At 63.4% G+C, this 19,440-nt stretch carries 19 protein-coding genes; 6 read left to right on the top strand and 13 right to left on the bottom strand.

All coding sequences use genetic code 11. The features are described 5' to 3' along the window. Positions 1-199: 199 nt before the first annotated feature. Both AC0L2L_RS05370 and AC0L2L_RS05365 read left to right on the top strand, forming a co-directional pair. Positions 200-1,411 carry an NADP-dependent isocitrate dehydrogenase gene (locus AC0L2L_RS05370; RefSeq protein ID WP_473576714.1) on the top strand — a complete coding sequence of 404 codons (1,212 nt, stop codon included), beginning with the start codon at positions 200-202 and terminating at the stop codon, positions 1,409-1,411. A gap of 86 nt (positions 1,412-1,497) precedes the next feature. Continuing rightward, positions 1,498-2,124, top strand: coding sequence for a glutathione S-transferase family protein (locus AC0L2L_RS05365; protein ID WP_473576712.1), 627 nt, complete (start codon positions 1,498-1,500; stop codon positions 2,122-2,124). Positions 2,125-2,234: 110 nt separating this feature from the next. On the opposite strand, the gene alaS is transcribed toward AC0L2L_RS05365, so the two are convergent. Further along, positions 2,235-4,901 (bottom strand): alanine--tRNA ligase, encoded by a 2,667-nt coding sequence (gene alaS, locus AC0L2L_RS05360; RefSeq protein WP_473576710.1) that lies wholly within the window; start codon positions 4,899-4,901, stop codon positions 2,235-2,237. A gap of 321 nt (positions 4,902-5,222) precedes the next feature. Next, positions 5,223-6,320, bottom strand: coding sequence for a recombinase RecA (gene recA / locus AC0L2L_RS05355; protein ID WP_027028105.1), 1,098 nt, complete (start codon positions 6,318-6,320; stop codon positions 5,223-5,225). 281 nt (positions 6,321-6,601) lie between these two features. On the opposite strand from recA, the gene AC0L2L_RS05350 reads away from it, so the two are divergent. Beyond that, the gene (locus AC0L2L_RS05350; protein WP_473576709.1) at positions 6,602-7,540 is read left to right on the top strand and encodes a carbohydrate kinase family protein; all 939 of its coding nucleotides are present in this window, start codon (positions 6,602-6,604) and stop codon (positions 7,538-7,540) included. Between the two features lie 42 nt (positions 7,541-7,582). Beyond that, positions 7,583-8,500, top strand: coding sequence for a pseudouridine-5'-phosphate glycosidase (locus AC0L2L_RS05345; protein WP_473576708.1), 918 nt, complete (start codon positions 7,583-7,585; stop codon positions 8,498-8,500). Between the two features lie 85 nt (positions 8,501-8,585). Here AC0L2L_RS05345 and AC0L2L_RS05340 read toward each other — a convergent pair whose 3' ends face one another. Further along, entirely contained in the window at positions 8,586-8,909 is a 324-nt protein-coding gene (locus tag AC0L2L_RS05340) for a TfoX/Sxy family protein (RefSeq protein WP_473576707.1), read from the bottom strand. A gap of 89 nt (positions 8,910-8,998) precedes the next feature. Between AC0L2L_RS05340 and AC0L2L_RS05335 the strand changes: the two genes are divergently transcribed. Then, positions 8,999-9,496, top strand: coding sequence for a GFA family protein (locus AC0L2L_RS05335; RefSeq protein WP_473576705.1), 498 nt, complete (start codon positions 8,999-9,001; stop codon positions 9,494-9,496). A 134-nt stretch (positions 9,497-9,630) separates the two neighbouring features. On the opposite strand, the gene sufA is transcribed toward AC0L2L_RS05335, so the two are convergent. The 9 genes from sufA to AC0L2L_RS05290 form a co-directional block, all read right to left on the bottom strand. Continuing rightward, positions 9,631-10,011, bottom strand: coding sequence for a Fe-S cluster assembly scaffold SufA (gene sufA / locus AC0L2L_RS05330; protein WP_027166422.1), 381 nt, complete (start codon positions 10,009-10,011; stop codon positions 9,631-9,633). 100 nt (positions 10,012-10,111) lie between these two features. Continuing rightward, entirely contained in the window at positions 10,112-10,609 is a 498-nt protein-coding gene (locus AC0L2L_RS05325; protein WP_473576703.1) for a DMP19 family protein, read from the bottom strand. Between the two features lie 8 nt (positions 10,610-10,617). Further along, positions 10,618-11,025, bottom strand: a complete 408-nt coding sequence (locus AC0L2L_RS05320) for an SUF system Fe-S cluster assembly protein (RefSeq protein WP_473576702.1) — start codon at positions 11,023-11,025, stop codon at positions 10,618-10,620. A gap of 5 nt (positions 11,026-11,030) precedes the next feature. Further along, entirely contained in the window at positions 11,031-12,272 is a 1,242-nt protein-coding gene (locus AC0L2L_RS05315; RefSeq protein WP_473576700.1) for a cysteine desulfurase, read from the bottom strand. A 95-nt stretch (positions 12,273-12,367) separates the two neighbouring features. Then, positions 12,368-13,648, bottom strand: a complete 1,281-nt coding sequence (gene sufD, locus AC0L2L_RS05310; protein WP_473576698.1) for a Fe-S cluster assembly protein SufD — start codon at positions 13,646-13,648, stop codon at positions 12,368-12,370. A 25-nt stretch (positions 13,649-13,673) separates the two neighbouring features. After that, entirely contained in the window at positions 13,674-14,429 is a 756-nt protein-coding gene (gene sufC / locus AC0L2L_RS05305; RefSeq protein WP_473576697.1) for a Fe-S cluster assembly ATPase SufC, read from the bottom strand. Positions 14,430-14,462: 33 nt separating this feature from the next. Continuing rightward, positions 14,463-14,702 carry a hypothetical protein gene (locus AC0L2L_RS05300; RefSeq protein WP_473576695.1) on the bottom strand — a complete coding sequence of 80 codons (240 nt, stop codon included), beginning with the start codon at positions 14,700-14,702 and terminating at the stop codon, positions 14,463-14,465. Continuing rightward, positions 14,699-16,216, bottom strand: coding sequence for a Fe-S cluster assembly protein SufB (gene sufB / locus AC0L2L_RS05295; protein ID WP_473576693.1), 1,518 nt, complete (start codon positions 16,214-16,216; stop codon positions 14,699-14,701). Before sufB ends, AC0L2L_RS05300 begins: the two co-directional genes overlap by 4 nt. Before the next feature lie 234 nt (positions 16,217-16,450). Then, entirely contained in the window at positions 16,451-17,611 is a 1,161-nt protein-coding gene (locus tag AC0L2L_RS05290) for a cysteine desulfurase family protein (protein WP_473576691.1), read from the bottom strand. A gap of 266 nt (positions 17,612-17,877) precedes the next feature. Between AC0L2L_RS05290 and AC0L2L_RS05285 the strand changes: the two genes are divergently transcribed. Next, on the top strand, positions 17,878-18,552 hold the full coding sequence (locus tag AC0L2L_RS05285) for an alpha/beta hydrolase (RefSeq protein ID WP_473576689.1): 675 nt from the start codon (positions 17,878-17,880) through the stop codon (positions 18,550-18,552). Positions 18,553-18,593: 41 nt separating this feature from the next. On the opposite strand, the gene AC0L2L_RS05280 is transcribed toward AC0L2L_RS05285, so the two are convergent. Continuing rightward, the gene (locus AC0L2L_RS05280) at positions 18,594-19,418 is read right to left on the bottom strand and encodes a phosphatase PAP2 family protein (RefSeq protein ID WP_473576687.1); all 825 of its coding nucleotides are present in this window, start codon (positions 19,416-19,418) and stop codon (positions 18,594-18,596) included. Between the last annotated feature and the right edge of the window lie 22 nt (positions 19,419-19,440).

Raw genomic sequence — 19,440 nt, 5'->3', positions numbered from 1 at the left:
AACCGGGGTTTGCGGCGTTTCGGCGTCCCCTGCCACATCCGGCCCTGAAAATGAAGCATTCACAACGGCGGCACCCATCCGCCCAGGCACGGATCGCGGTTTGCGCGCTGAAAAAGCCTTTGATATACGCTCCGCATCCCCGGCCGAAACCATGCGGGCAAGGCCGTTCCAGATCCCCCAGCAACGAGGCATTCTTTCCATGGCGAAGATCAAGGTGGCGAACCCGGTCGTCGAGCTCGACGGCGACGAGATGACCCGCATCATCTGGCAGTTCATCAAGGACAAGCTGATCCACCCCTATCTTGACCTGAAGCTGGAATATTACGACCTCGGCATCGAGAACCGCGACGCCACCAACGACCAGGTGACCATCGATTCGGCCAACGCCATCAAGAAATACGGCGTCGGCGTGAAATGCGCGACGATCACGCCCGACGAGCAGCGCGTCGAGGAATTCAAGCTGAAGAAGATGTGGAAGTCGCCGAACGGCACCATCCGCAACATCCTCGGCGGCACCATCTTCCGCGAGCCGATCATCATGAAGAACGTGCCGCGCCTGGTGCCCGGCTGGACCAAGCCGATCATCGTCGGCCGTCATGCCTTCGGCGACCAGTATCGCGCCACCGACTTCCGCTTCCCCGGCAAGGGTAAGCTCTCGATCAAGTTCGTCGGCGAGGACGGCCAAGTGATCGAGCATGACGTCTATGACGCGCCGGGCGCCGGCGTCGCCATGGCCATGTACAATCTCGACGAGTCGATCCGCGAGTTCGCCCGCGCCTCGCTGAATTACGGTTTGCTGCGCAATTATCCGGTCTATCTGTCGACCAAGAACACCATCCTCAAAGCCTATGACGGCCGCTTCAAGGATATCTTCCAGGAGGTCTACGAGAAGGAGTTCGAGGCCGAGTTCAAGGCAAGAAAACTCTGGTACGAGCACCGCCTGATCGACGACATGGTCGCCTCCAGCCTGAAATGGTCGGGCGGCTATGTCTGGGCCTGCAAGAATTATGACGGCGACGTGCAGTCCGACACGGTGGCTCAAGGCTTTGGCTCGCTCGGCCTGATGACCTCGGTGCTGATGACGCCGGACGGCAAGACGGTGGAAGCGGAAGCCGCGCACGGCACCGTCACCCGCCACTATCGCCAGCACCAGAAGGGCGAGGAAACCTCGACCAATTCGATCGCCTCGATCTTCGCCTGGACGCGGGGGCTGGCCCACCGCGCCAAGCTCGACGACAATGCCGAACTGAAGCGCTTCGCCGAGACCCTGGAGAAAGTCTGCATCCAGACCGTCGAGAGCGGCTTGATGACCAAGGACCTGTCGCTGCTGATCGGCCCCGACCAGCCATGGCTTTCGACCGCCGGCTTCCTCGACAAGATCGACGAGAATTTGCAGAAGGCGATGGGGTGAGGAGCGGTGCGCGAAGCGCATGAAAAGCCCCGAAATGGGCTTTTCAAGCGACGAACGCCCGGAGCCGTAGCGGAGGGCCGGGTTTGATGACCAAGCCAATCCTCTACGGCGCGGACTACAGCGTCTACGTTCGCATCGCGCGCATGGCTCTCGAGGAAAAAGCCATCGGCTACGAACTGGTGCCACTCGACATCTTCGCCGCCGAGGGCATTCCGGCCTGGTATCTTGAGCACCAACCGTTCGGCCGCATCCCGGCCTTCGAGCATGACGGTTTTCGTCTCTTCGAGACCGGTGCTATCGCGCGCTATGTCGATGAAGCGTTCGATGGACCGGCCCTGCAGCCCAAGGATGCGCGCGGCCGCGCCAGGATGAACCAGATCATCGGCATGCTCGACGCCTATGGCTACCGCGCAATGGTCTGGGACGTTGCCGTGGAGCGGCTGGAAAAGGCGACGCCGGACGAGAATCTGATCGCCGGCGGGCTGAGCCAGGCGCAAACGGTGCTCAAAATGCTGACGTCGCTGAAAGCGAAAGGACCTTGGCTGCTCGGCGATCAACTGACGCTGGCCGACCTGCATACAGCACCCATCATCGCCTATTTCGTCAAGGTCGCCGAGGGCCGCAATCTGCTGGAGCGGTTTGCGGATATCCAGGAATGGTATGCGCGGGTGGCTGGACGGCCGAGCTTTGCGCGGACTGAAAAGATCGCCTAGGTCGAGTGAGTTTGCCTGAGGTCAGCGCCGCCCCTCATTGCCCTGCCGGGCATTTCTCCCCGTGAACGGGGCGAAAGAAGCCGGCCGCAACGCCGGCGCATTTCCGCAGCTCACGCCGCCTCCAGCACCGCCCTCACCGCCGCGATCGCGTCATTGGCCTTGGAGGCGTCGGGGCCGCCGGCCTGCGCCATGTCGGGGCGGCCGCCGCCGCCCTGTCCGCCAAGCGCGGCTGATGCGACCCGCACGAGATCCACCGCGCTGAAGCGGCTGGTCAGGTCGTCGGTGACGCCGACGACCACGCTTGCCTTGTTGTCCTCGCCCGCGCCGACAAATACGACGACGCCGGACCCAAGCGTCTTCTTGCCGGCATCGGCCAGCGGCTTCAGGTCCTTGGGCGATACGCCCGAGACCGCCTTGCCGAGGAAGCCGACGCCGGCGATGGTCTCGTTCTCGGCCGGCGCGCCGGCAGGCGAGCGGTCGCCGAGCGCCAGTTTCTTGCGCGCTTCGGTAAGCTCCTTTTCGAGCTTCTTGCGCTCCTCGAGCAGTGTTTCGACGCGAGCCGGCACATCGGCCGGCGCAATTTTCAGGGTCGCGGCCGCGGCCTTCAGCCGCCTGTCCTGCTCGTCAAGATGCTTGCGCGCCGCCTCGCCGGTCAGCGCCTCGATGCGGCGCACGCCCGCCGCCACCGCGCTGTCCGACAGGATGCGCACTAGGCCGATATCGCCGGTCGACCTCACATGCGTGCCGCCGCAAAGCTCGACCGAATAAGGACGATTGGCCTTGGCGCCATGCAGGCCGGTGCCCATCGACACGACGCGGACCTCGTCGCCATATTTTTCGCCGAACAGCGCCATCGCGCCCTCGGCGATGGCATCGTCGACCGACATCAGGCGCGTCGTCACCGGGCTGTTCTGCACGACGATCTCGTTGGCCATGCGCTCGACCTCCTCGAGATCGTCCGCCGAGATCGGCTTGTTGTGCGAGATGTCGAAGCGCAGGCGGTCGGGCGCGACCAGCGAGCCCTTCTGCGCGACATGGGTGCCCAGCACCTCGCGCAGCGCCTCGTGGATGAGGTGCGTCGCGGAGTGGTTGGCGCGCAGCTTCGAGCGGCGTGCATGATCGACCTTGAGCTCGACGGCAGCGCCCGTCTTCACCGTGCCTTTAGCCACCTTGCCCAGATGCACGAACAAGCCGTCGGCCTTCTTCTGCGTGTCGGAAACCTCGATCGAGAAGCCGTCGCCGGAGATCACGCCGGTATCGCCCATCTGGCCGCCGGATTCGCCGTAGAACGGCGTCTGGTTGACGACCACGGCGACAGCTTCGCCGAGGTTCGCGCTTTCGACGGTCTTGCCGTCCTTGACCAGTGCCTGGACGATGCCTTCCGCCTGCTCGGTCTCGTAGCCGAGGAACTCGGTCGCGCCGGTCTTTTCGCGCACCGAGAACCATACGGTCTCGGTCGCCGCCTCGCCGGAACCCGCCCAATGCGCGCGCGCCTCGGTCTTCTGCCGCTCCATCGCGTCGGTGAAGCCGGCGATATCGACCGAGATATTGCGCTGGCGCAGCGCATCCTGCGTCAAGTCGAGCGGGAAGCCATAGGTGTCGTAGAGCTTGAAGGCCGTCTCGCCGTCCAGCATGTCCCCGGCATGCAGCGTCTCCGTGGCGTCCGAAAGCAGCCCAAGGCCACGCACCAGCGTCTTGCGGAAGCGGGTTTCCTCGAGCTTCAGCGTCTCGGTGATCAGCGCCTCGCCGCGCACCAGCTCGGGATAGGCCTGGCCCATCTCGCGCACCAGCGCCGGCACCAGTTGCCACATCAGCGGCTCCTTGGCGCCAAGCAGCTGCGCATGGCGCATCGCGCGGCGCATGATGCGGCGCAGCACGTAGCCACGGCCTTCGTTGGAGGGCAGCACGCCGTCGGCGACCAGGAAGGAAGACGAGCGCAGGTGATCCGCGATCACGCGATACGATCCCACATTCTCCTGGCTTGGACCTTGGCCGAGCGCGGAGGACGCAGCGTCGATCAGATGGCGGAACAAATCTGTCTCGAAGACGCTCTCCACCCCTTGTAGGATGGACGCCATGCGCTCCAGGCCCATGCCGGTGTCGATCGACGGGCGCGGCAGGTCGATGCGCTCGTCCTTGGTCACCTGCTCATACTGCATGAACACCAGGTTCCAGAATTCGAGAAACCGGTCGCCGTCCTCTTCCGGGCTGCCGGGCGGACCGCCCCAGATATGCTCGCCGCGGTCGATGAAGATTTCCGAGCACGGGCCGCACGGACCGGTATCGCCCATTGCCCAGAAATTGTCGGAGGTCGGGATGCGGATGATGCGGTCGTCGGAGAAGCCGGCGATCTTCTTCCAGTAAGCCGCCGCCTCGTCGTCCGTGTGATAGACGGTGACCAGCAACTTGTCCTTCGGCAAGCCGAATTCCTTGGTGATCAGGTTCCAGGCAAGCTCGATCGCGCGTTCCTTGAAGTAGTCGCCGAACGAGAAATTTCCGAGCATCTCGAAGAAGGTCAGGTGGCGCGCGGTGTAGCCGACATTGTCGAGGTCGTTGTGCTTGCCGCCGGCGCGCACGCTCTTCTGCGCAGTCGAGGCACGCGAATAGGGACGCTTCTCCAGGCCGGTGAAGACGTTCTTGAACTGCACCATGCCGGCGTTGGTGAACATCAGCGTCGGATCGTTACGCGGCACCAGCGGGCTGGAGGCGACGATCTCGTGGCCCTCCTTGCGGAAGTAGTCGAGGAATGTCGACCGGATGTCGTTCACGCCACTCATTGCACACTGCCTTTTCGCGAGAACCGCCGGCGCTGCCGGCGGCTGATGGGCTTTCATGTTTCAGAAGATAGATGGGCCTTTTAGCCGTAGCTCTTCACCCTGTCCAGAAAGACGGAGTTGGACCAATCCGCGGGCCGGACAGGTCTATCCTCGCCCCCAAAACGCAAACCGCCGGCACGAAGGCCGGCGGCTCGGAACGCAGTACTAAAGAACTCGGTTACATAAGCATAACTTAATATACCTGAATTGTGGCCAAACTCCGGCCAACCACCGCAATTCCGGGCGGAAAACCGCTCAACACTTTCCTGGAATTGCTCGGTCCTACATGGCGCCGGCTTCGTCCTCGAAACCGTCGTCACCGCCTTCGGAACCGCCGTTCTCGAGGAATTTCTCGGCGATCAGTCCGGCATTCTGCCTGAGCGCCAGCTCGATCTCGCGTGCCGTGTCGGGATTGTCGCGCAGGAACAGTTTTGCGTTCTCGCGACCCTGGCCGAGGCGCTGCGAATTGTAGGAGAACCAGGCGCCCGACTTCTCGACCACTCCGGCCTTGACCCCGAGATCGACGAGCTCGCCGGTCTTCGACACGCCCTCGCCATACATGATGTCGAACTCGACCACCTTGAAGGGCGGGGCCAGCTTGTTCTTGACCACCTTGACGCGGGTCTGGTTGCCGACGACCTCGTCGCGGTCCTTGACCGAACCGATGCGGCGGATATCGAGGCGCACCGAGGCGTAGAATTTCAGCGCATTGCCGCCGGTGGTCGTCTCGGGCGAGCCGAACATGACGCCGATCTTCATGCGGATCTGGTTGATGAAGATGACCATGGTGTTGGAGCGCGAGATCGAGGCGGTCAGCTTGCGCAGCGCCTGGCTCATCAAACGAGCTTGAAGACCGGGCAGCGAATCGCCCATCTCGCCTTCGATTTCGGCGCGCGGCGTCAGCGCCGCGACGGAGTCGACGACCAGAACGTCGATGGCGCCGGAGCGCACCAGCGTGTCGCAGATTTCCAGCGCCTGCTCGCCGGTGTCGGGTTGCGAGATCAGCAGGTTCTCGAGGTCGACGCCGAGCTTGCGGGCATAGACCGGATCGAGCGCGTGCTCGGCATCGACGAAGGCGCAGATGCCGCCCTTCTTCTGGGCTTCCGCAACCGTGTGCAGCGCCAGCGTCGTCTTGCCCGAACTTTCCGGCCCGTAGATTTCGATGATGCGGCCGCGCGGCAGGCCGCCGACGCCGAGCGCGATGTCGAGGCCGAGCGATCCCGTCGGCACGGTTTCGATCTCGACAACCTGCTCGTTGGCGCCGAGCCGCATGATCGAGCCCTTGCCGAAGGCGCGCTCGATTTGCGACAGCGCCGCATCCAGAGCCTTTGATTTGTCCACTGCCTTATCCTCTACAAGCCGCAAAGTATTCTGAGCCATGATACATCACCCCTTGGTCGTCAATGAAGGCCGGACAATCCGTGATCCCTGTTGTTTTGTACCTTTTTTGTTCTCATTTGGCAAGGGGCTACAACCAACTGAAAAACAATCAATATCTGGATTTGTTCTATTTTTGTCTCACCAGGGCTAGGGTGGAGCAGGGCCACTGGTCCTGAAAAGATTTCGATATCAGCCCGCCCGAATCGCGGCTGCGATTGCCGAGCGATGCACGGAAACCTAGTGTGCGCAGCCGCACAATCAACGAAAGTCACTGATCCCACATGCCGAGATCCCCGAATATCCTGGCGCTGGGCGGCGCCCATATCGACCGGCGCGGCCAGGTCTCGAGCGCCTATGTGCCCGCGGCTTCCAACCCGGGCATCATGCGCGAGGATGTCGGCGGCGTCGTGTTCAACGCGCTGCGCAGCGTGGTCAGGCGCGGCGTGTCGGCCTCGCTGATCTCGGTGCGCGGCGGCGACGCTGCGGCGGACACGGTCGCCTCGGCGATCGACAGCGCCGGAATAGTGGACCTCTCGGTCGTCTTTCTCGATCGTACGACGCCAAGCTACACGGCGCTGATCGACGCAGACGGCGAATTGATCGTCGGGCTGGCCGACATGGCGCTCTACGATCTTGCCTTCCCCAAGCAGATCCGCCGCGCCAAGGTGCGCGAGGCAATCGCCGCCGCCGACGCGATCCTGTGCGACGCCAACCTGCCGACGGCGGCGCTGGAACGCCTGCTGGCGCTCGCCGGCGGCCGGCCGGTCTTCGCCATCGCCGTGTCGCCGGCCAAGGTCGTTCGGCTGGCGCCGCTGCTTAACGATCTGTCGCTGCTTTTCATGAACCGCCGCGAAGCTGCCGCGCTGGTCGGCGCCGAGCCATCCGGCGAAACCCTTGTCCATCGGCTCAGGCAGGCCGGCCTGAACGCCGGCGTCGTGACGGCCGGCAGCGCTGTGGTGCTGGGCTTCGACGACACCGGCATGTTCGAAATCGATCCGCCGGCGCCACGCAAGGTCGCCGACGTGACCGGCGCCGGCGACGCGCTGACCGGCGCAACGGTCGCTGCCTTGCTGCGCGGCCTGCCGCTGCGCGCCGCGCTGCGTGAAGGCGTTGCGGCGGCAATGCTCGCCATCGAGAGCCCCGAGGCCGTGCCATCCTTCACGACGGGCAATTTTACGCAGGCGCTTGCCCTTGTGCCGGAGCCGCGGGAAGTGGCATAGGGCACCAATAAGCCGAAGCAAACTTTTCGCTCGGAGACAGCCATGACGCCGCAGACCGCCCGCCCCTTCGTCGACATCCATCCGCCCGTGGCGGAAGCGCTTGCCGCCGGCCGGCCCTTGGTGGCGCTGGAAAGCACCATCATCACCCACGGCATGCCCTACCCCGACAATGGCGCGATGGCCGCCAAGGTCGAGCAGATCATCATCGACGGCGGCGCGGTGCCGGCGACGATCGCCGTGGTCGATGGCCGCATCAAGATCGGCCTGTCCGATGGCGAGCGCGAATCGCTCGCCATGACCGGCGATGCCATGAAGCTGTCGCGCGCCGATATCGGCTTTGCCGTCGCGCAGGGCCGGACCGGCGGCACCACGGTGGCGGCGACCATGATCGCGGCGCATATGGCCGGCATAAGAGTGTTCGCCACCGGCGGCATCGGCGGCGTCCACAAGGGCGCCGAAAAAAGCTTCGACATCTCGGCCGACCTCGACGAACTGGCGCGCACGCCGGTCATCGTCGTCTCGGCCGGCGCCAAGGCGATCCTCGATATCGAAAAGACGCTGGAAGTGCTGGAAACGCGCGGTGTGCCGGTGATCGGCCATGGCTGCGAGACGATGCCCGCCTTCTGGTCCAGGCAGTCGCCCTTCCGCGCGCCATTGACGTTGCATGCGCCTGAGGACATCGCGCATTTCTACCGCACGCGCCAGGCGCTGGGCTTGGGCGGCGGCATTCTGGTCGCCAACCCGGTGCCGCAGAATGACGAAATTCCGGCCGCGGAGATGGACGGTTACATCAAGGCGGCGCAGAAGGCCGCCGAGGCGCAGAACGTCAGCGGCAAGGCGGTTACGCCGTTCCTGCTGTCGAAGATTTTGGAGCTGACCGGCGGCCGCAGCCTGAAGACCAACATCGCGCTGGTCGAGAACAATGCCCGGCTGGCGGCGGAGATTGCGAAGGCGCTGTAGATTCGTGCGGCGGCAGGAGGCTGAACACCAGAAGGGGGGTGCGGGAACTCGGCGTTTGTAAAAACCGCCTGAACCCAAACGTTAGTTACTTCCCTGCCCGCCGCCCTGCTTCATAAGCCCGGCGCGCCCATACCGCCATTTCGTCGGGATCATCGAAGGCATCGTCGGGAATGCTCCAATAGGGCATCGCGACCTGTTTGCCGTGGCGCGAGCCGGTATAGGTCCACTGGCTGCAGCCGGCGGCCTCGAAGTCGGGCGCGCTTTGCTCGTCGGCCTTGAGCATCAGTTCGCCGCGCACGACAATCGCGACGATGACGCCGTCGCAATAGATGCCCTTGCCGCCGAACAGCTTTCGGATGCTGATCGGGCCTAGGCTTTCGAACAGTTCCTCAAGGCGGGCATTGTCCATGTCGCAATCATCTCACCCGGCATGGGCCTTGTCATCGCTGCAACCAAAAGCATGCTGACAGGTTGAGACCTGCAAACGGAGTTCCCGCCATGCCTGTCCTGCTCAAAGGCTCCTGCCGCTGCGGCGCCGTCCGCTTCGAGGTGGAAAGCCGCACGCCGGTGCCATTCATGCTCTGCTACTGCTCGATCTGCCGCAAGCAGCAGGGCGGCGGCGGCTTTGCCATCAATCTCGGCGCCGACTACGAGACCATGAACATCAGGGGCAAGCGCAGCCTCGGCATCTATCGTGCCGAGATCGAGGATGACGAGCATCCGCATTGCGAAGTCTCGACCGGCGAGCGCAATTTCTGCAAGAAATGCGGCTCGGCGCTTTGGCTCTACGACCCGACCTGGCCGGACCTTGTCCACCCTTTCGCCTCGGCCATCGACAGCGATCTGCCGAAGCCGCCGGAGAAGGTGCATCTGATGCTGAAATACAAGGCGAACTGGGTCGACCCGGTGATCGGCAAGAACGACAAGGTGTTCGACGTCTATCCCGAGGAATCGATCGCCGACTGGCACAAGCGCACGGGCATGTGGGTGGAGTGATTGTCTTCGCCCCGTTTACGGGGAGAAGATGCCGGCAGGCAGATAAGGGGCGGCGCGAACCTAAGAGAGGCTGGCGCTGCCCCTCATCCGTCACTTCGTGACACCTTCTCCCCGTGAACGGGGCGAAGGAAAGGTTAGGCGGACGTGCGCGCCTCGGCCAGGGCCTTCAAATCGGCCGGCTTCAGCTCGACAGATTCGCCGCAGCCGCAGGCCGAGCTCTGGTTCGGGTTCTTGAAGGTGAAGCCGGTGCGCAGCTTCGTCTGCTCGAAATCCATCTCGGTGCCGAACAGGAAAAGTGCCGCTTCAGGCGCGACATAGACATGCGCACCGTCGCGCTCGATATGATCGTCCTTGGGGTTGGGTTCGGTGACCAGGTCAACCGTGTATTCCATGCCGGCGCAGCCGCCCTTCTTGATGCCGAGCCTGATGCCATGCGCGCTGTCGCGCGTGGCGACGATCTCGCGCACGCGGTCGGCGGCCTTGTCGGTCATCGTGATGACGGCGAAGCGTCCCATGTCATTCTCCAATTTCGCGCGGGTTCAAGGCCCGCGGATCATTCTCACCTAACATGGTGAACATTTCCAAATGCTGCAACCCCGCACCGCATCCGGGCCATCACGCAGGTCGGCCGCTCTCGACCAAGAGTCGAGTGGCTTCCTGCTGAAGCGCCTCGTTCATGCCTGTCGGATGGCGGTCTTCGGCCAGATGGAATTGATCCGTGACCGCATCGAATGCTATCTCCGGCAACTCGTCGATCCGATCCATCCTCCGCAGGCGATCGCGCGGAAAATCAGGGCCAAATACGGCCAGAGCAGCTTTCGCGACATTCGCATGCTCGCGCAAATCAAACCTTAGCATTGCAACGACGGCCCGATCGATCGTTATTCCGAACGAATTGTGGAAGTACTGATCAAAGCCGCCATTCATAACATCGGTAAGCAGCAGATCCGCACAAAGCACATCGGCGACGTCCGGCCGCATCTTGCTCAGCACGGCATCAAACGCATCCGGTTTGTCCAAGCTGTTGAGAAAGCGGTCGCCGCCCCAAAGCTCCATAAGCTTCACGGTCGAGGGTGGAACAAATTCGGGAAGATCGATCTCCCAGTCTTCCACCTTGGACCTCAATACCACCCAACCGCGACCTGCGCCTCTTCCGACATGCGGTCGGGTGTCCAAGGCGGATCGAAGGTCATGTTGACCTCGACACCGGAAACGCCCTCGACGGCGCCAACGGCGTTCTCGACCCAGCCCGGCATTTCGCCGGCCACCGGGCAGCCTGGCGCTGTCAGCGTCATGTCGATCTTGACCGAGCGGTTGTCCTCGATGTCGATCTTGTAGACGAGGCCGAGCTCATAGATATCGGCCGGGATTTCCGGGTCGTAGACCGTCTTCAGCGCCGAGACGATGTCGTCGGTCAGCCGCGCCAGCTCATCGGCGGGGATCGCCGAGGCCGAGACGATGCCGTTGCCAGCCGTTTCCGGGCCAGCGGTTTCTGGAGCAGTCTCTGCGGTGGTGCTCACATCATCCATAATCATCACCCGAAGAACTTTCGCGCCTTTTCCAGCGCGTCGGCCAAAGCGTCGACTTCGGCCCTGGTATTATACATGCCGAACGATGCCCTGCATGTGGAGGTGACGCCGAAGCGTTTCAACAGCGGCTGGGCGCAATGCGTGCCCGCGCGGACCGCGACACCTTGCCGGTCGATCACCATCGACACGTCATGGGCATGAATACCCTGCAATTCGAACGAGATGATGGCGCCCTTGCCGGGTGCGTCACCGAAGATGCGCAGCGAGTTGATAGCGCGCAGCCGTTCATGCGCGTAAGCCTTCAGGTCCGCCTCATGCGCGGCGATCCGGTCGCGGCCGACCTTCTCCATATAGTCGAGCGCGGCGCCCAGCCCGATCGCCTGCACGATCGGCGGCGTGCCGGCCTCGAAACGGTGCGGCGGCTCGTTATAGGTGACGATGTCTTCCGTCACCTCCTCGATCATCTCGCCGCCGCCCATGAAGGGCCGCATCTCTTCCAGCATGTGCTTCTTGCCGTAGAGCACGCCGATGCCCGACGGGCCGTAGACCTTGTGGCCGGTGAAGACGAAGAAGTCGCAGTCGAGATCCTGCACGTCGATCGGCATGTGCACGGCGCTTTGGCTGCCGTCGACCAGCACCGGAATGCCGCGCGCATGAGCAATGCGCACGATCTCCTTGATCGGCGTCACCGTGCCTAGTGCGTTCGACATCTGGGTGATGGCGACAAGCTTGGTGCGGCTGGTCAGGCGCTTCTCGAATTCCTCGATATGGAAGGCGCCGAGATCATCGACCGGCACCCAGACCAGCTTGGCGCCCTGCCGCTCGCGGATGAAATGCCACGGCACGATGTTGGAGTGGTGCTCCATGATCGACAGCACGATCTCGTCGCCCTCGCCGATCCGCGGCATGCCCCAGCCATAGGCGACCGTATTGATCGCCGACGTGGTGTTGGAGGTGAAGACGATATTGTCGGTGCTGGGCGCATTGAGAAAGCGCCGCACCGACTTCCGCGCGCTCTCATAGGCATCGGTCGCGGCATTCGACAGGAAGTGCAGGCCGCGATGGACGTTGGCGTATTCCTGGGAATAGGCGTGCTGGATCGTGTCGAGCACCACCTGCGGCTTCTGCGCCGAGGCGCCATTGTCGAGATAGACCAGCGGCTTGCCATAGACCTGGCGCGACAGGATCGGGAAATCGCGGCGGATCGCCTCGACGTCATAAGGTGTGGTTTCGATCTTCTGGTCCATTTCGAAGTCCTTGCCGGCCAAAGCCGCGATCCTTCCAACACCCCGCTCGGCGCTGCGCGCCGATCCACCTTCTCCCACAAGGGGAAGGAAGGCGCCTACCCGTGCGCCAAGAACCAGCCGTCGAGCCGCGCTTCAAGCGCTTCGACCAGCGCCTCGTCATCCAGTTCCTCGATCACTTCGGCAACGAAAGCCTTCACCAGAAGGCCGCGCGCGGTCTTCTCGTCGATACCGCGCGCCATCAGGTAGAACAGATGGTTGTGGTCGATCTCGGTGACCGTCGCGCCGTGGCCGCAGACGACATCGTCGGCGAAGATTTCCAGCTCAGGCTTGGTCGAGAACTCGCCATCGTCCGACAGAAGCAGCGTGTTGCAGGCCATCTTGGCGTTGGTCTTCTGCGCGTATTGATGCACGTTGATGCGGCCCTGGAAGACGCCGCGCGCCTTGCCGGTCACAACATTGCGCATCACTTCGGTGGAAGTCGTGTGCGGCACGGCATGGTCAAGCACCATGGTGGTGTCGGTATGCGTATCGCCAGCCAGAAGGTTGATGCCGCGCAATTTGAAGTCGGCGCCCTCGCCCGTCGTCCTGACCACGACCTCCTGGCGAACCAGCCTGCCGCCGGCATTCATGACGAACAGCGTGAGCTTCGCATCCTTGCCGATATGCGCCTTGAACTGGGCGAGATGCGTGGCCGTGTCCGGCTGCTCCTGAACGATCAGCCAGGTCACCTCGGCGCCTTCGTCGAGGACCAGTTGGCTGACCGAGCTGACGAGCGCCTCGCCGTCTTCGCTTGCCTCGCCCGCCTGCCGCTCGACGATGATCGCCCTGGCGCCGGCGCCGACACGGGTCAGCAGCCGCACATGCGCCTGGCCGCCGGCCTGCAGGTTCTGCAATTCGACCGGCTTTTCCAGTTGAGTGCCCTCGGCAATGTCGACGAAATACCCGTCGGCGACAAACGCGGTGTTGAGCGCGCCGATCGCGTCGTCGCTGCCATAGGGATCGAGCCCGGGCGCCACGCTGCCGTCGGTAAGCTTTTCCGACAGGCGCTGCACCGTCACGCCTTCGATCTCCGGCACCTTGGCGTTGGAGACGCCGTTGAGCACCGGCAGCACGGCCGATCCTTCAAGAACCGGCGCAAGCGCTTTCACGACCGCACCGGCCTCGAAAGCCGGCACCTTGGTCAAAAGCCGGCGCAGGTCGGTATAGTGCCAGGACTCGACGCGGCGCGTCGGCAGGCCGTGCTTGATCGCCTCGATCGCGTCGTCGCGCTTGACCATCACCGCGCCGTCGCCCGGCAGCAGCGACAACCGCTCGCCGAAGGCATCGATCAGCGCCGTCTCGGCCAGTGTCCGCTGGGGCTGTGCATGCATGTTCATGGCTCTTGCCTCGACTGCTCCCATCTCACGCGGCTTGCCCGATCACGCCGGCATAGCCGTTGGCCTCGAGATCGAGGGCCAGCGACTTGTCGCCCGACTTGATGACCTGGCCTTTGTAGAGCACGTGCACCGAGTCCGGCACGATGTGCTGGAGCAGGCGCTGGTAGTGGGTGATGAGGACGATGGCGCGGTCCGGCGAGCGCAGCGCGTTGACGCCGTCCGAGACGATCTTAAGCGCGTCGATGTCGAGGCCGGAATCGGTCTCGTCCAGCACGCAGAGCTTCGGCTCCAAAAGCTTCATCTGCAGGATTTCGGCGCGCTTCTTCTCGCCGCCCGAGAAGCCGACATTGAGCGGCCGCTTCAGCATCGCCATGTCCATGTTGAGCGAGGCGGCGGCGTCCTTCACCCGCTTCAAAAATTCCGGGATCTTGAGCGGCTCCTCGCCGCGCGCCTTGCGCTGCTCGTTCATCGCCACCTTCAGGAATTCCATGGTGGCCACGCCCGGTATTTCCATCGGATACTGGAAGGCGAGGAAAATGCCGGCGGTGGCGCGCTCGGCCGGATCCATTTCGAGGATCGACTGGCCGTTATAGAGGATATCGCCTTCGGTCACCTCATAGTCCTCGCGGCCGGCCAGGATGTAGGACAGCGTCGACTTGCCCGAGCCGTTCGGACCCATGATGGCCGCGACCTCGCCGGCTTTCACCGTCAGGTCCAGGCCGCGGATGATCTCGGTGCCGTCATCGACGATGCGGGCGTGCAGGTTTCTGATTTCAAGCATTTTCGTTCCGTTCCAAAATTTGTCCGTTCAAATTCAATGCCAGCGCCAGCGCCAGTCGCTGTCGGTCTTGGCTTTGATGAGCGGGATGATTGCGCCGGTCAGGGCAACGACAACAAGCACTACCAGCCACGCGGGCGCGCCAAGGCCGAGCAGACCCACCGAAAGGGCGACCTCGATCAATATCCAGACGACCATGAAAGCCCAGCCTTTCCAGTTGTCCGGTGTGGCGCCATAGCCGACGCGCTTCGGCCTGAACCATTTATCTCCGGTCATCCAACGCTTCCTTCGAGGCTGATGCCGATCAGCTTCTGCGCCTCGACCGCGAACTCCATCGGCAATTGCTGGATGACATCCTTGACGAAGCCGTTGACGATCAGTGCGATCGCCTCTTCCTCGGGGATGCCGCGCTGCATGACGTAGAACTTCTGGTCCTCGGAGATCTTCGACGTCGTCGCCTCGTGCTCGAACTGCGCGGTCGAGTTCTTGGCTTCCATGTAGGGCACGGTGTGCGCGCCGCACTGATCGCCGATCAGCAGCGAATCGCAATTGGTGAAGTTGCGCGCATTGGCCGCCTTGCGATGCGCCGAGACCTGGCCGCGATAGGTGTTCTGCGAGAAGCCGGCGGCGATGCCCTTGGAGATGATGCGGCTCGACGTGTTCTTGCCGAGATGGATCATCTTGGTGCCGCTATCGACCTGCTGGTAGCCGTTCGACACCGCGATCGAATAGAACTCGCCGCTGGAATCGTCGCCGCGCAGGATGCAGCTCGGATACTTCCAGGTGATGGCCGAGCCGGTCTCGACCTGCGTCCACGAAATCTTCGAGCGATCGCCACGGCAATCGCCGCGCTTGGTGACGAAATTGTAGATGCCGCCCTTGCCCTGGGCGTCGCCTGGATACCAGTTCTGTACCGTCGAATACTTGATCTCGGCATCGTCGAGCGCAATCAGCTCGACCACCGCCGCATGCAGCTGGTTCTCGTCGCGCTGCGGCGCCGTGCAGCCTTCGAGATAGGAGACATACGCCCCCTCCTCGGCGATGATCAGCGTGCGTTCGAACTGGCCGGTGTTCTTCTCGTTGATGCGGAAATAGGTCGACAGCTCCATCGGGCAGCGCACGCCCTTCGGCACGAAGACGAACGAGCCGTCGGTGAACACGGCCGAATTCAGCGTCGCGTAGAAATTGTCCGAGGTCGGCACGACCGAGCCCAGATATTTCTTCACCAGTTCGGGATGCTCGCGGATCGCTTCCGAGATCGAGCAGAAAATGACGCCGGCCTGCGCCAATTCCTTCTTGAAGGTGGTGACCACCGAGACGGAATCGAACACCGCGTCGACCGCGACGCGGCCGGACTTGTAAACGTTGTCGCCGACCTCTTCGTCATCCGCTGCCTCGGTCTTCTGCACGCCGGCCAGGATTTCCTGCTCCTTGAGCGGGATGCCGAGCTTTTCATAGACCTTGAGCAATTCGGGGTCGACTTCGCTCAGCGACTTCGGGCCCGGCGTGCTCTTCGGCGCGGCGTAGTAGTGGATGTCCTGGAAGTTGATCTTCGGATAATGGACGCGCGCCCAGGTCGGCTCTTCCAGCGTCAGCCAGCGCCGATAGGCGCCCAGACGCCATTCCAGCATCCAGTCCGGCTCATCCTTCTTGGCCGAGATGAAGCGAATAATGTCTTCGCTCAGGCCCTTGGGGGCCTTGTCCATCTCGATCTCTGTCTGGAATCCGTATTTATACTGGTCGACGTCGATCTTTCGGACTCGATCGATCGTCTCCTGCACAGCAGGCATAAGCGTTCTCCATCCACGCCGGGGTCAAGGCCCGGCAGTTTTCAAACTATGGCACCGCTGTAATCGCCCTTGGCAGGGCTCGCAACGGAGTAAGTTCCATATAGTGCGTGTCCGCCGGAAATTCACCCGGCCAGGACAAAACGCACGGCTCTACCAGGCCCAGGGCCTGAATTCATCTTCGAGCAACGGAAATCCGAGAGCCGTAAGGCGTCCCGCTCCGATGCTCCGCCGCCGTCAGGCGGCTTCTTCCTTGCCCGCGCGGCGGGCGACGATACCCGCCAGCGCTGCCCGGAACGCCTCGATATCCTCGGCGCCGGTCGCGCAACCGATCGAAACGCGCAAGGCGCCAAGGCTGTCGCCATGGCCCATCGCCTTCAGCACATGGCTTGGCCCGACTTTTCCCGACGAGCAGGCCGAGCCCGCCGACAAGGCGACGCCGGCAAGATCGAAAGCGATCTGCGCCGTCTCGGCCTTGACGCCGGGAATAGCGAAGAATGTCGTGTTGGCAAGCCTTGGCGAGGCCGCTCCAAAGATTTCCGCGTCGGGCGCGAGGTCGCGCACGATCGCCTCAACCTCGTCGCGTCGGCGTGCCATGGCGTCCATGCCGTCGAGACCGGTCAGCGCGAAACGCGCGGCGGCGCCGAAACCGGCGATCCCGGCAACGTTTTCCGTGCCGGCGCGGTGGCTCTTCTCCTGGCCCCCGCCATTGACCAGCGGTCGCGGCATCATTAGGTCGGACGCGGCAATGATCGCGCCGACGCCTTTCGGCCCGCCGATCTTGTGCGAGGACAGGATCAGATAATCGGCATAAGGAACTGACATATCGAGCGGAATCCGCCCGGCAGCCTGCACGGCGTCGACAACCAGCACCCCGCCGGCGGCCTTGACGATTTCGGCGATGCGCGCGACCGGCTGGACAACGCCAGTCTCGTTGTTGGCGGCGTGTATCGCCACCAGCGGCAGGCCGGCGGCCTTGTCATGCGCGGCAAGCGCGGCGGAAAGCGCGTCGAGACCGGCGATGCCGTTCCGGTCGACGCCGAGCTTCGTCACCTGCGCCGCCGCAAACCGCCCGCCATTCAGGATGCACGGATGGTCGGCCGCCGAGACATAGAGGTGGCTCATGCGGATGGAGCCGCGCCCCATCTGCCAGTCAGGCCCAAGCAGCGTCGAGGCCGCCTCGGTGGCGCCGGAGGTGAAGACGACATGCTCGGGCCTGCCGTTGACCAGCCGCGCCACGTCGCGGCGCGCGTCCTCGACCAGCCGGCGCGACGCGCGCCCCTCGGTGTGGACCGATGACGGGTTGGCGGCATCGAGCGCAGCGACCATCGCCGCCCGCGCTTCCGCAATAAGCGGCGCGCTGGCGTTGTAGTCGAGATAGGCGCGGGTTGCGGCCATTTTCGCTCAGTTCGTCCTTCCGCCGACTATCCCGCGAGGATAGCGCGTTATTTCCTTGAAATTGCAAGGCAAGCCGTCCTATTTACCCGGCTTGCGGCGCGGGCGGCCGGACCATCGGGTTCCGGCCTCCCAGTTTTGAACAATTCTAAACTAGCTTCTAGGAAGACGCTCGCCCGACGTCAAGGCCGCAGAGGTGTGGGGCCGCAGGAGAGTTGGGGCCAGAACAGTTCCGGGCTAGCGCATTCACATGCCACGTGGAGTATTTTATGCCTGAGGTCATTTTCGCCGGTCCGGCCGGTCGCCTGGAGGGACGTTATCAGCCCTCGAAGGAAAAGAGCGCCCCGATCGCCATCGTGCTGCATCCGCACCCGCAATTCGGCGGCACGATGAACAACAAGATCGTCTACGACCTCTTCTACATGTTTCAGAAGCGCGATTTCACCGTCCTGCGCTTCAATTTCCGCGGCATCGGCCGCAGCCAGGGCGAGTTCGACCACGGCACCGGCGAATTGTCGGATGCGGCCGCCGCGCTCGACTGGGTGCAGTCGCTGCATCCGGATTCCAAGAGCTGCTGGGTGGCCGGCTATTCGTTCGGCTCGTGGATCGGTATGCAGCTTCTGATGCGCCGTCCCGAGATCGAGGGCTTCATCTCGGTCGCGCCGCAGCCCAACACCTATGATTTTTCGTTCCTGGCGCCCTGCCCGTCATCCGGTCTGATCATCCATGGCGATGCCGACAAGGTGGCGCCGCCCAAGGACGTGCAGGGCCTGGTCGACAAGCTGCACACGCAAAAGGGCATCACCATCACCCAGAAGACATTGCCCGGCGCCAACCACTTCTTCTCCAACGATTCCGAGTTGCTCATCCAGGAATGCGCCGATTATCTCGACCGGCGCCTGGCGGGTGAGTTGGCCGATCCGCGACCGAAGCGGCTGCGCTAGCAAAGGATCGCCTATCTCGGGCCGGCTTTTAGCGGGTCGACTCAGGCGACTATCGAAGCCCTGCTTCTCGACGCGTGGGACAATCCCAGCCGGAATGTCCGCTTGCGCACCGGCAGCCTGGAACTCGTCTGGCCGAAGATGAAACCAAGCCGGGCGAACACCAGCCCCGAAAGCATTGCAAACGCCAGCCCGAGGCCGAAGCCTGCAACCGTGTCGCTTGGATAGTGCGCGCCGACGAAGACGCGTGTCGAAGCGACGCAGGCCGTGACCGCCAGCGCGATATACCAGCGCCGGGGGAACAGCAGCAGCAGGATGCCGAAGACCGCACCCATCGTCGTGGCATGGCCGGATGGAAAGCCGGCAAAACGCGCATCCATGGCGAAAGGATGCAGCGACAAGACGCCGAAACTGTCGAAATAAAGCGGACGGGCCCGGCCGATGCCGTATTTCAGCAGGTTGACCGCCAGGCCGGACAGGCCGACGGCGCACAGCACCAGGAACGCGAAACACGTCCAGTTGTAGACGACCATCCGGCCACGCCGGGACAGGCCGCGCCAATCCGTCAGATTGGCGGCGACGAGGCAGAGTGCTGCCGGGATGAGGTACCAGCCGCCAAGTCCGAATTGCGTGAAGAAATCGGTGAAGCGCACGAAGCCAGGGGACCATTCGCCCCGCATCTCGCCAGCGCCGGCATCGAGGCCCAGGAAGACCGCCACGGTAAGCAGCAACCAGGCCGGCAGCCAGGCGCTCCATAAAATTCTCGGATAGCGCGCCGGGCGCACGGCAAAGCGCCGCATCACGATCGTCATCGTGTCGCGGAAATTGCCGAGCGAGCGGCGATAAAGGGCAAGGGGCGCGGCGGACATGGCTCTGGCGCGAGTCTATAGG

The organism is Mesorhizobium sp. WSM4832, from assembly GCF_055811115.1.
The sequence above is the reverse complement of the archived record's forward strand: the minus strand, read 5'-3'. Positions and strand labels throughout refer to the sequence as shown.